Origin of the sequence: Photobacterium iliopiscarium, assembly GCF_003026395.1 — a bacterium.
GTDB lineage: Bacteria > Pseudomonadota > Gammaproteobacteria > Enterobacterales > Vibrionaceae > Photobacterium > Photobacterium iliopiscarium.
The window spans coordinates 52,552-64,170 of the sequence record NZ_PYOO01000013.1; the positions used below are offsets into that span (position 1 = coordinate 52,552).

Annotated in this window: 10 protein-coding genes; 8 read left to right on the plus strand and 2 right to left on the minus strand. The window is 41.6% G+C overall.

Annotated elements, in window-relative coordinates; genetic code table 11:
- Window positions 1-70: 70 nt before the first annotated feature.
- Window positions 71-2,692 carry a bifunctional uridylyltransferase/uridylyl-removing protein GlnD gene (gene glnD / locus C9J51_RS15885; RefSeq protein WP_045037472.1) on the minus strand — a complete coding sequence of 874 codons (2,622 nt, stop codon included), beginning with the start codon at window positions 2,690-2,692 and terminating at the stop codon, window positions 71-73.
- A gap of 143 nt (window positions 2,693-2,835) precedes the next feature.
- A complete protein-coding gene (map, locus tag C9J51_RS15890) occupies window positions 2,836-3,675 on the minus strand; it encodes a type I methionyl aminopeptidase (RefSeq protein WP_045037471.1) in 840 nt (279 codons plus the stop codon).
- A gap of 368 nt (window positions 3,676-4,043) precedes the next feature.
- Here map and rpsB point away from each other — a divergent pair, with 368 nt between their 5' ends.
- From rpsB to rseP, 8 genes are all read left to right on the plus strand, one after another.
- Window positions 4,044-4,772: a 30S ribosomal protein S2 gene (gene rpsB / locus C9J51_RS15895; protein ID WP_036793406.1), complete on the plus strand. Its 729-nt coding sequence runs from the start codon at window positions 4,044-4,046 to the stop codon at window positions 4,770-4,772.
- 118 nt (window positions 4,773-4,890) lie between these two features.
- Window positions 4,891-5,736: a translation elongation factor Ts gene (gene tsf, locus C9J51_RS15900; RefSeq protein WP_045037470.1), complete on the plus strand. Its 846-nt coding sequence runs from the start codon at window positions 4,891-4,893 to the stop codon at window positions 5,734-5,736.
- Window positions 5,737-5,826: 90 nt separating this feature from the next.
- The gene (gene pyrH / locus C9J51_RS15905) at window positions 5,827-6,555 is read left to right on the plus strand and encodes a UMP kinase (protein WP_045037469.1); all 729 of its coding nucleotides are present in this window, start codon (window positions 5,827-5,829) and stop codon (window positions 6,553-6,555) included.
- A 70-nt stretch (window positions 6,556-6,625) separates the two neighbouring features.
- On the plus strand, window positions 6,626-7,183 hold the full coding sequence (gene frr / locus C9J51_RS15910) for a ribosome recycling factor (RefSeq protein ID WP_036793412.1): 558 nt from the start codon (window positions 6,626-6,628) through the stop codon (window positions 7,181-7,183).
- A gap of 140 nt (window positions 7,184-7,323) precedes the next feature.
- On the plus strand, window positions 7,324-8,019 hold the full coding sequence (gene uppS, locus C9J51_RS15915; RefSeq protein ID WP_373455680.1) for a polyprenyl diphosphate synthase: 696 nt from the start codon (window positions 7,324-7,326) through the stop codon (window positions 8,017-8,019).
- 107 nt (window positions 8,020-8,126) lie between these two features.
- Window positions 8,127-8,975, plus strand: coding sequence for a phosphatidate cytidylyltransferase (locus C9J51_RS15920; protein ID WP_045037467.1), 849 nt, complete (start codon window positions 8,127-8,129; stop codon window positions 8,973-8,975).
- A gap of 66 nt (window positions 8,976-9,041) precedes the next feature.
- Window positions 9,042-10,238 carry a 1-deoxy-D-xylulose-5-phosphate reductoisomerase gene (ispC, locus tag C9J51_RS15925; RefSeq protein WP_045040362.1) on the plus strand — a complete coding sequence of 399 codons (1,197 nt, stop codon included), beginning with the start codon at window positions 9,042-9,044 and terminating at the stop codon, window positions 10,236-10,238.
- Window positions 10,235-11,590: a sigma E protease regulator RseP gene (rseP, locus tag C9J51_RS15930; RefSeq protein ID WP_045037465.1), complete on the plus strand. Its 1,356-nt coding sequence runs from the start codon at window positions 10,235-10,237 to the stop codon at window positions 11,588-11,590. Before ispC ends, rseP begins: the two co-directional genes overlap by 4 nt.
- Window positions 11,591-11,619 lie beyond the last annotated feature (29 nt).

Genomic DNA, 11,619 nt, shown 5'->3' on the forward strand with positions numbered 1-11,619 from the left:
TAAAATAGAACGTTACCCCGTTAATAACTAACGGGGTATGTGGATTTACTTTTTACCGCATTGTGATTATTTAGGCATGCTTATTGATTGTGGTAATTAATGTTTGGCGTAATAATTGTTGTTGTTCTTTGGTTAAGCGCCCACCCGTGTCATTAACGATAATAAAAAAGTCTTCTGCTCGCTCACCGATAGTGGTTATTTTTGCAGCTTGTAAACTGACATTAAGATCTGCAAATACAGCGCCGATCTTCGCTAGTAATCCTGGCATATCTAACGCAACTAATTCCATCATGGTTTTACGTCCAGTTTTAGTTGATAAAAACTCAACCTTTGTTGGCACATTAAAATGAAGCAGTTTACGTGGTGCTCGGCGAATTTTACGTTCAGATTTCATCGCGGTAAGGGCTTTGGTTAAATTTCTAATGATCCCCGTATGACGATTCTCATTGATTGCTTTGCCGTTGGGATCAAGCACCATAAAAGTATCTAGCGTATAGCCATCTTTACTGTTCATGATTTGGGCATCATGGATACTTAAATTTTTCTTATCCAATTCAGAGACCACAATCGCAAATAGTTTGGCTTTATCCTTGCTGTAGATAAACACTTCAGTGCCGCCACGGGTAGCTTTCTTACTCATCAAGATAATTGGTTTATCGCCACTGTGTTTTAATAACGCTTGTGCATGCCATGCGAGTTGTTTATGAGTATGACGTAGAAAGTAATCGGCTTTAAAACGTCGCCATAACACTTCAATATCACGTGGCATAAAGCCTTTACCGCGTAATATTGCTGATGCTAACTGTTGATTATGACGAATGCGATCGCGCATATCGGGTGTTTTTTCTAACCCGCGACGTAATGTCTTTTGGGTTGAGTAATAAAGTTCTGCTAGTAAAGTACGTTTCCAACTATTCCACAAATCTTGGTTGGTGGCACAAATGTCAGCCACGGTTAAACACACCAAATAATCTAAATGTTCTTCATCACCCATTTGTTTCGCAAATTCTGCCACCACTTCAGGATCATAAATATCACGTCGTTGAGCCGTAACTGACATCAATAAATGTTTTTGTACTAACCATGACACCGTTTCTGCATCGGGGTGAGATAACCCATGTTCAATACAAAAATCATAAGCATCAACTGCGCCTAATTTAGAGTGATCCCCGCCGCGACCTTTTGCTATATCATGAAATATTGCAGCTAAGATTAAGATTTCTTTTTTGATTAAACGCGGATAAACCTCACAACAAATCGGATGCTGTGAATGCTGATTAGGATCGTTAAATTTATGTAGATTTTTAATCACTCGAATACTGTGTTCATCAACGGTATACACATGAAATAAGTCAAATTGCATCTGACCCACGATGTGGCTCCATTGGGGTAAGTAGGCGGCAATAACCCCGTGACGATGCATTAATTGAAATGCCTTTTGAAGTGCATTAGGTTGACGTACTAATTCCATGAATTTTTCACGGGCCGCTGGGATCTCAATGAGAAAACGATTGAGACGACGTCTAGCGGTGCGTAATTGACGCAATGTTGGTGCAGCAATACCTTCAATATCAGAATTTTGCGCAATATGAAGAAACATATCGAGAATGGTTTCTGGTCGGGCTTGGAATAAGGCCGGTTTGGTGGCTTCGATTAAATTACCGCGTAATTGAAAATCATCATTAAGTACAATGGGCGCAAGCCGAGAGTCGGGTTTAATGATCGCTTCATTAAACAGTTGTAGTAACATTTTATTGAGTTCTGCCACGCGACGTAAAATGCGATAAAAAGCCTTCATCATCATTTCGACTGCTTGATTACCTTCACCATGATAATCGAGGTTTTCTGCGACAGATGTCTGGTGATCAAAGGTGAGCCGATTATCATAGCGACGTAATTCAATGTGGAGTGCAAATCGAATTCGCCATAACGCATTTTGGCATTCAACCAGTTCGCGGTATTCAGCATCAGTTAAAAAACCGTGGTGACTCATTTCCAATAAGCTGGTGGCACCAAAATGACGCCGTGCGACCCAACTTAAGGTATGAATATCACGTAGCCCGCCGGGACTTGATTTTATATCAGGTTCAAGGTTATAGGTTGTATCGTGATAGCGGGCATGACGCACCCGTTGTTCTTCACATTTGGCTTGAAAGAATATTTCGCTTGGCCAAAACTGCGGTGAGTTAATCGCCACCGTTAATTGATGAAAGGTTTGCTGGTTACCACATAAAAAGCGTGATTCAGTTAAATTCGTCGCGACAGTAAGATCATCTTTACCAACTGCGATACATTCATCAACTGTTCGTACGCTTTGACCGACTTCTAAGCGTAAGTCCCATAATAACGTTATTAGCGCGCTGACATTAGCCGCAACAGCTTCTTCTAATGGGTGCTGACTTAAGATAAGCAGATCGACATCAGACAGCGGGTGTAATTCGCCTCGGCCATAACCACCAACGGCAATTAAAGCTAAATCTGGTTGTTGTTCAAACCCATAAAAACGCCATAGCCGAATCAATAATTGATCGATAAAATGACTGCGTTCAGTCACTAAATCGATAATGGATTTTTGCTGTTTAAATTGTCGTTTTTGTTGTTCAGCAAAATGGGAAAGGGCACTACGTAAGCTGTCGAGAGTAATGGCATCGTCGAGGTAATCAGAAAGTTGAGTCGCTAAAATATCTGTCATGGCTGTCCGTGCAGTAAGGGTATCTTACATTTACTATAACCATTTCGAATGGTGAACTGTATCGCTAGATATAAAAAAACCGACGCAAACGGTCGGTTTTTTTGATTTTAGTTACGGTGCTAATGCCGATAACGAATTATGCGTTATGCGTTATGCATTAAGCGTGGCAAGGTTTCATCTTTACGTAGTGTTAAGATTTCACAGCCATCTTTAGTAACAAGTAGTGTGTGTTCCCATTGCGCTGATTTTTTACCATCAACTGTGTAAACTGTCCAACCATCTTGTTCGTCAGATTCACAGCTGAATTTACCCGCATTGATCATTGGCTCAATAGTAAAACACATGCCTTCTTTCATTACCGTGCGATCACCATTTTTGTAGTGAACCACTTGTGGCTCTTCATGGAATTCGTTACCAATACCATGACCACAATAATCTTTCACGATAGAAAAACGACTACTACCCGCTTTAATGAATTTCTGAATGGCGGTACCAAGATCGCCAATTTTCGCGCCCGGTTTTACTTTTTTGATTGCCAGATAAAGGCTTTCTTGAGCAACACGACAAAGGCGTTTGTCTTCAAGAGATACTTCACCTACTTCAAACATTTTTGAAGTATCACCGTGGTAACCATCTTTAATCACTGTCACGTCAATATTAATGATGTCGCCATCTTTTAATATTGCGGGCTTGTTATATTTGCCGTTAGCTTCTACAACAATCTCATCTGCTGATGCAGGAATGCCGTGGCAAACAACGTGGTTAATAGAGGTACACACAGATTTAGGAAAGCCGTGGTAGTTCAACGGTGCTGGAATCGCTTGTTGAACTTGAGTGATGTAGTCATGACAGATTTTGTCTAGCTCTTCTGTCGTTACACCTGCCTTTACATGCGGTTCGATCATTTCTAATACGTCAGCAGCCAAGCGGCCAGCAACACGCATTTTTTCAATTTCTTCAGCCGTTTTGATCTTAATGCTCATAAAATCGTCTCAATCTGTATGTTTCTGTGTGGATCTATATTACCAGCCGCAAGGGGTTAAAGGGAAGATAAGATTAGTTCTCATATCCAATTTTGACTGGATTTTATTGGTCGTTCTATGGTATAAAGCGCGCCGTAAACAGTGATTTTGTTTCTGTTATAAGCAATAATTTAACCCTAGTGGTGAGGTTAATGTGTGTAATGGTGCAACTTGATTGGATTACACATACTTTATTTATTATTCACACATATCGACACATCTGCCGGGGTGCTCAGTTATCTATACTAGATAACGATGGCTATACGTCATCATAGGGTCGGTTTTAAGATGGGATATGTGGACGCCTAACCCCATTTGAGGATTATTCAATGGCAACTGTATCAATGCGCGACATGCTTCAGGCTGGTGTACACTTTGGTCACCAAACTCGTTACTGGAACCCAAAAATGAAGCCATTCATTTTCGGCGCTCGTAACCGTGTACACATCATCAACCTAGAAAAAACTGTACCAATGTTCAATGCAGCACTAGCTGAAATTGAAAAAATTGCTGCACGTAAAGGTAAAGTTCTTTTCGTTGGTACTAAGCGCGCAGCTAGCGAATCAATCAAAGAAGCAGCAATCAGCTGTGACCAGTACTACGTAAACAACCGTTGGTTGGGTGGTATGTTGACTAACTGGAAAACTGTTCGTCAATCAATCAAGCGTCTTAAAGAACTTGAAGCTCAATCTATTGATGGTACTTTCGAAAAGCTAACCAAGAAAGAAGCGCTTATGCGTACTCGTGAAATGGAAAAGCTTGAGAAATCACTAGGTGGTATTAAGAACATGGGCGGCCTACCAGACGCAATGTTCGTAATCGGCGCTGACTGTGAGCACATCGCAATCAAAGAAGCTAACAACCTAGGTATCCCAGTATTTGCTGTTGTTGATACTAACTCTGATCCAGACGGCGTTGACTTCGTTATCCCAGGTAACGATGACGCAATCCGCGCGATTCAGCTTTACACTGGTGCTGTAGCTCAAACTGTTAAAGAAGCTCGTAACCAAGATATCGCTGTTCAAGCAGAAGAAGACGGTTTCGTAGCTGAAGCTTAATAGCCTGCTGCTTTACATAAAGCATCTTAAGTTACCTTGCGTAAACTAAGAATGGTTACCAGGGGCCGATAATGGCCCCTGATTTTTACTCAACGAATTCAAATCTGAGGATTATCACATGGCAACAGTTACAGCTGCCCTAGTTAAAGAACTGCGTGAACGTACTGGCGCAGGTATGATGGATTGTAAGAAAGCACTAGTAGAAGCTAACGCTGATATTGAGCTAGCAATCGAAAACATGCGTAAGAGCGGTGCTGCTAAAGCTGCTAAAAAAGCAGGTAACGTAGCAGCTGAAGGTACTATCATCATCAAAGATGCTGACGGTAAAGCAGCTCTTGTTGAAGTAAACTGCCAGACTGACTTCGTTGCTAAAGATGGTAGCTTCCTTGCATTCGCTAACTCTGTTGCTGATGCAGCACTTGCTAGCCACGCAACAGTTGAAGAACTTCAAGCACAATTTGAAGAAGCACGTATCGAGCTAGTTGCTAAGATCGGTGAGAACATCTCAATCCGTCGCGTAGCATACATCGCTGGTGATAAAGTTTCTGCTTACACTCACGGTACTCGTATCGCAGTAGTTGTTGCTGGTAACGGCGACGAAGAAACTCTTAAGCACATTGCAATGCACGTTGCAGCATCTAACCCTGAATACGTTAACCCAACTGACGTACCAGCTGAAGTTGTAGCAAAAGAGCGCGCAGTTCAAGTTGAAATCGCTATGAACGAAGGCAAGCCACAAGCTATCGCTGAGAAGATGGTTGAAGGTCGCATGAAGAAGTTTACTGGCGAAGTTTCTCTAACTGGCCAAGCTTTCATCATGGAACCAAAGAAAACTGTTGGTGATATCTTGAAAGAAACAGGCGCTACAGTAACTAACTTCGTACGTTTAGAAGTTGGTCAAGGTATCGAGAAAGCTAAAGAAATGAGCTTTGCTGAAGAAGTAGCCGCTGTTCAAAAAGGCTAATCCTTTTTAATCAGAATATCAAAGACCGCAACCGACGTTGCGGTCTTTTTACAACTCCATATCTCAAAATCAGCCTGGAAGGTAAAAAACATGACCACAAACCCTAAACCAAGTTATCAACGTATTCTTCTTAAACTAAGTGGTGAAGCACTACAAGGTAAAGAAGGATTTGGTATTGACGCTCAAGTTCTTGACCGTATGGCACAAGAAGTGAAAGAACTCGTTGAATTAGGTGTTCAAGTAGGCCTTGTTATCGGTGGCGGTAATCTATTCCGTGGTGCTGGTCTGGCTGAAGCAGGTATGAACCGAGTTGTGGGCGACCACATGGGTATGCTAGCAACAGTAATGAACGGCTTAGCAATGCGTGATGCGCTGCACCGTGCCTATGTGAACGCGCGAGTAATGTCTGCTATTCCTTTGAACGGCGTATGTGATAATTATAACTGGGCTGATGCGATCAGTCAGTTACGTCAAGGCCGTGTTGTTATTTTTTCAGCAGGTACAGGTAATCCGTTCTTCACTACCGATTCTGCAGCATGTCTTCGTGGTATCGAAATCGAAGCTGATGTAGTATTAAAAGCAACAAAAGTTGAAGGCGTGTATACGGATGATCCAGTTAAAAATCCAGATGCAACGCTTTGTGAACAGCTGAGCTACCAAGATGTGCTTGAAAAAGAACTTAAGGTAATGGATTTGGCTGCATTTACTCTTGCTCGTGACCACAACATGCCAATTCGTGTATTTAACATGAATAAGCCAGGTGCATTACGCCGTGTTGTTATGGGTGAGCAAGAAGGTACGCTGATCACTAACGCTTAAGCCTTGTTAATTGATTAATGTGGCGCTGACGATCAGCGCTATGATGACTGCATAATTTAAGGTATTTATCGTGATTAACGAAATTAAACAAGACGCGCAAACGCGCATGGAAAAAAGTGTTGATGCACTGAAAGGTCAATTAGTAAAAATTCGTACTGGCCGTGCACATCCAAGCCTACTTGATACTATCTATGTTGAGTATTACGGCGCAAGCACACCACTAAAGCAAGTTGCTAACGTGGTTGCTGAAGACTCACGTACATTGGCGATTACGGTATTTGACCGTGAATTATCAGCGAAAGTTGAAAAAGCGATTATGATGTCTGATTTGGGTTTAAACCCAATGTCAGCAGGTACTGTTATTCGAGTACCATTGCCACCGCTAACTGAAGAACGTCGTCGTGATCTTGTTAAGATTGTACGTGCTGAAGCTGAGCAAGGCCGTGTTGCTGTACGTAATATTCGTCGTGATGCAAATGCAACAGTTAAATCTTTACTAAAAGATAAAGATATTTCTGAAGACGATGATCGTCGTGCACAAGATGAAATTCAGAAACTAACAGATGAAGCTATCAAGAACATTGAAGCTGTTCTTGAAGTGAAAGAAAAAGAGCTAATGGAAGTTTAAGACATTAGTCTTAATTTAGCTGACAAAGTTAAGGCGCTGTGCGGCAGCACGGCGTTTTTTTTTGAGGGATAAATATGGCACAACCTTCAATAGACGCTGTTCCTTCAGCCGACTATCTTCCACAACACATCGCAGTGATTATGGATGGTAATGGCCGTTGGGCTAAAGCCAAAGGTAAAGCGCGAGTATTTGGCCATAAAGCAGGTGTAGAGGCGGTACGTAAAACAGTTTCTACTGCAAATCGACTCGGAATTAAAGTCGTGACCTTGTTTGCTTTTAGTAGTGAAAATTGGCGTCGTCCTGAGGATGAAGTCTCACTGATAATGGAATTATTCATGACTGTTTTAGGTCGTGAAGTAAAAAGACTACATAAAAATAACATTCGATTATGTATTATCGGAGATAAAAGTCGCTTCAGTGCTCGATTGCAAAAAAAAATTGCAGCAGCAGAGTTGTTAACTGAAGGTAACACTGGGCTAGTGTTAAATGTGGCAGCTAACTATGGCGGTCAATGGGATATTCTTCAAGCTACTAAACAAATGATGCAGCGTGTAATTGATCAACAACTTGATATTGAATCGCTGACTGAACAAGATTTAGCGCAGGGATTAGTGACTCAAGGCTTACCGGATGTTGATTTATTAATTCGTACCAGTGGTGAATGCCGCATTAGTAATTTTATGCTGTGGCAAACGGCTTATGCTGAATTCTATTTCACTGAACAACATTGGCCTGACTTTAATGAACAAAGTTTGGTAGATGCTGTAGCATGGTTTGTTAATCGTGAGCGCCGCTTTGGTTGTACTGGCGAGCAAATACAAGCTTTGTTAAAATAAAAACATTATTTTCGCCAATGCGCAATATTGTGTGTTGGCGTTATTGTTTAAGTAACGGGTTTTTCCCAATACTAAATATTATATTTTCTATAAAAAGAGGACGCAGCTTGCTCAAGCAACGAATTATTACCGCGTTAATCCTCGCGCCACTCGTCATTGCAGGAATCTTTTTTCTGCCGTTTCCTGCTTTTATTATTGCAATGGCTGCAATAACCTTAGTTGGTTTTTGGGAGTGGACGCAGTTTGTTAATGCATCATCACGTATTAATGCGATGATTTTACCGAGTGTTACGTTGGGGGCAAGTCTGGCCCTATTACCAACTGATCCTGCGTCGCTCTCTCATCCTATTGGTATTTATCGCGCTATATTGCTTATTGGTGGGTTATGGTGGTTAGTGGCGTCTGCATTAGCGATTAGTTATCCTAAAAGTGCAGAATTTTGGTCTAAAAAACCGTTTCTAAAGCAAATGTTTGGTTTGCTCACATTATTGCCTTTTTTTTGGAGTATTTTAATGCTCCGCGCTGTGAATTATGACAATAATCCCTATCATGGTGCTTGCTTGGTTTTACTAGTGTGCTTATTAGTTTGGGCGGCCGATACCGGTGCTTATTTTTCTGGCAAGCGTTTTGGTAAGCATAAGATGGCTCCGGCAGTGAGTCCAAATAAAACCATTGAAGGTTTAATTGGTGGCGCTTGCTTAGCAATATTTATTACTTGGCTTGGGGCTCATTTATTATCAATTGAGTTTACATCATTAGGTCAATTGTTCTTTATTGCTATTATTACTGTGATTATTTCTGTATTAGGCGATTTAGTTGAAAGTATGTTTAAACGTGTTTCCGGCATTAAAGACAGTGGTAATATTTTACCCGGACATGGCGGAATACTGGATCGTATTGATAGCTTAACGGCGGCGATCCCTGTGTTTGCATTACTCTATCTGTGGCTAATATAATTCATACCAGCCATCTTTTTTAAAGGCAGCTATTTCGCTGCCTTTTTTGTAACTGTAAGTGATTTTATGCGTAAGTTAACGATTCTTGGTGCGACAGGCTCAATTGGCAGTAGTACTTTAGCGGTAGTCTCTCAAAATTTGGATTCATTTGAAGTTACTGCATTAGCTGCGGGCTCTAATGTCGAAAAAATGTTTGAATTATGTCAGCAATGGCGACCGAAATATGCAGCGATGGCATCTGTTACGGCTGCATCTCAACTTAATGACTTAGTACAGCAGGCAAATTTAGATATTATCGTCTTAGGCGGTGATGACGCTATTTGCCAAGTGGCAGCGCTGGATGAAGTTGATACGGTCATGGCAGCCATCGTTGGCGCGGCAGGATTATTGCCAACCATGACGGCGGTTAAAAAAGGCAAGCGCATTTTATTAGCCAATAAAGAAGCGTTAGTTATGACCGGGCAGATGTTTATTGATGCTTGTGAAAAATACGGTGCTGAATTATTACCTGTCGATAGCGAACATAATGCGATATTTCAATCTTTACCTGCTGAGATCCAACGTCGTATGGGACGCTGTGATTTAGTCGCTCATGGTGTAAGTAAGGTATTATTAACCGGCTCTGGTGGCCCATTCCGCTATACTGATATCAACGCCTTAGATGCAGTAACACCCGCGATGGCGATTGCGCATCCTAATTGGTCTATGGGGCCTAAAATTTCAGTTGATTCAGCGACCATGATGAATAAAGGTCTTGAGTACATTGAAGCGCGTTGGTTGTTTAATGCAAGTCGAGATCAAATGCAGGTGGTTATTCATCCGCAATCAGTGATTCATTCAATGGTGCAATATAAAGACGGTTCAGTTATTGCACAAATGGGATTACCCGATATGTGCACGCCAATTGCATGTGCAATGGCATATCCTCAGCGGATTGAATCTAGCGTAGCGCCACTTGATTTTAGCCAAATTGGTGAATTTACCTTTATGGAACCTGATTTTGAACGTTATCCATGTCTAAAATTAGCCATTGATGCTTGTTATAAAGGACAAGCAGCAACGACCACTTTAAATGCGGCCAATGAAATTGCTGTTGCTGCATTTTTAGCCAATGAAATACTCTTTACTGATATTGCGAAAGTGAATAAGTTAGTGTTAGACGTCGCAGTATTAACTGAACCTAATGATATTGATGCCGTAATGGTGTTAGATAAACAAGCACGCGAGCTTGCTTTAGACATTATTGCGAAGGAATTTGCATGATTGAATTTATCCGTAATTTAAGCGCTTTTTTAGTTGCTCTTGGTATTCTTATCGCCGTTCACGAGTTTGGCCATTTTTGGGTAGCTCGTCGTTGTGGCGTCTATGTTGAACGCTTTTCAATTGGCTTTGGTAAAGCTTTATTTAATCGCGTCGGTAAAGATGGTACAGAATACACATTAGCACTGATACCACTGGGTGGTTACGTTAAAATGCTTGATGAGCGGGTAGCTGAAGTTCCGCCTGAGAAGCGCCATATGGCGTTTAATAATAAGAAAATTTGGCAACGCAGTGCTATTGTTGCGGCAGGACCAATGGCAAACTTTGTGTTTGCTGTTTTTGCTTATTGGGTGGTGTACCTCATCGGTGTGCCAGCATTAAGGCCTGTTATTGGTGAAGTTGCTCCCCAATCTATTGCGGCGAAAGCGGGAATTCTTCCAGGAATGGAACTAAAATCAGTTTCTGGACTCGAAACATCTGATTGGGAATCTGCCAATATGGCACTGATTTCTCAAATTGGTGATAAACAAGTTGTGGTAACGGCACAAGAGCCTGACAGTTCGGTTGTGGTTTCACGTACACTTGATTTAACTGATTGGTCTTTTGATCCTGAATCCCAGCGGGTGTTGACGACATTAGGTATTTCGCCATTTACACCGCCAATTACGCTAACTGTTTCACAACTTGTTGATAATAGTGCAGCAATTGATGCAGGATTTAAATTAAATGATAAGATTGTCGCTGTTGATAATAAATCAGTAACGCAGTGGCAGCAATTTGTTGATGCTGTTCGTAGTCATCCAGGCAAAACGCTACAAGTTGAAGTTTTACGTGATGGAGAGCCGGTGATGCTATCATTGACGCCTCGCGTAAAAGTTGAAGCTGACGGTAAAGAAGTTGGCTATGTAGGATTGGCACCAAGTATTGAACCTTGGCCAGCATCGTACAAAGTTAATTTGAAGTTTGGCCCAATTGATGCGGCGATCAAAGCGACTGAAAAAACCGGTCAATTAGTGTCACTAACGTTTGATATGGTCACTAAGCTCGTTACTGGTGATGTTGCAATGAAAAACCTTAGCGGACCGATATCTATCGCAAAGGGAGCTGGAATGACCGCCGAATTTGGCTTGGTGTATTTCCTTGGTTTCTTGGCCTTGATAAGTGTCAACCTAGGCATTGTTAACTTATTACCTTTACCTGTGCTTGATGGCGGACATTTAATGTTCTTTGCTATCGAGGCGGTAACTCGTCGTCCTGTATCTGAACGAATTCAGGATATTGGCTATAGAGTGGGATCAGCCATTTTGGTTGCGTTAATGGCGGTTGCGCTATTCAATGATTTTACCCGACTTTAATAAATGCGTATTTAGCAAGGAATAATCAG

Excerpts from the sequence above, each read along its gene's own strand:
- rseP (WP_045037465.1), top strand. The coding sequence starts at position 10,235 with ATGATTGAATTTATCCGTAATTTAAGCGCTTTTTTAGTTGCTCTTGGT.
- rpsB (WP_036793406.1), top strand. The coding sequence starts at position 4,044 with ATGGCAACTGTATCAATGCGCGACATGCTTCAGGCTGGTGTACACTTT.
- uppS (WP_373455680.1), top strand. The coding sequence starts at position 7,324 with ATGGATGGTAATGGCCGTTGGGCTAAAGCCAAAGGTAAAGCGCGAGTA.
- glnD (WP_045037472.1), bottom strand. The coding sequence starts at position 2,692 with ATGACAGATATTTTAGCGACTCAACTTTCTGATTACCTCGACGATGCC.
- ispC (WP_045040362.1), top strand. The coding sequence starts at position 9,042 with ATGCGTAAGTTAACGATTCTTGGTGCGACAGGCTCAATTGGCAGTAGT.
- tsf (WP_045037470.1), top strand. The coding sequence starts at position 4,891 with ATGGCAACAGTTACAGCTGCCCTAGTTAAAGAACTGCGTGAACGTACT.
- pyrH (WP_045037469.1), top strand. The coding sequence starts at position 5,827 with ATGACCACAAACCCTAAACCAAGTTATCAACGTATTCTTCTTAAACTA.
- map (WP_045037471.1), bottom strand. The coding sequence starts at position 3,675 with ATGAGCATTAAGATCAAAACGGCTGAAGAAATTGAAAAAATGCGTGTT.